This window comes from Nonomuraea candida, assembly GCF_000725485.1.
GTDB lineage: Bacteria > Actinomycetota > Actinomycetes > Streptosporangiales > Streptosporangiaceae > Nonomuraea > Nonomuraea candida.
Map to the genome: position 1 here is coordinate 1 of NZ_JOAG01000219.1, position 227 is coordinate 227.

1 pseudogene is annotated in these 227 nt (G+C 69.6%); it reads right to left on the reverse strand.

Annotated elements, in window-relative coordinates:
* Nucleotides 1-227: pseudogene (locus IO39_RS43790) on the reverse strand (heavy metal translocating P-type ATPase); the annotation flags it as partial.

Genomic DNA, 227 nt, shown 5'->3' on the forward strand with positions numbered 1-227 from the left:
GTGAAGCGGCGGAGTCGCAGGCTGTTGGTGACCACGAAGACGCTGGAGAACGCCATCGCCGCGCCCGCGATCATCGGGTTGAGCAGCCCGGCCGCGGCCAGCGGCAGCGCGGCCACGTTGTAGGCGAACGCCCAGAACAGGTTCCCCTTGATCGTCGACAGGGTGCGCCGCGACAGCCGGATCGCATCGGCGGCGACCCGCAGATCACCCCGCACCAGCGTCAGATC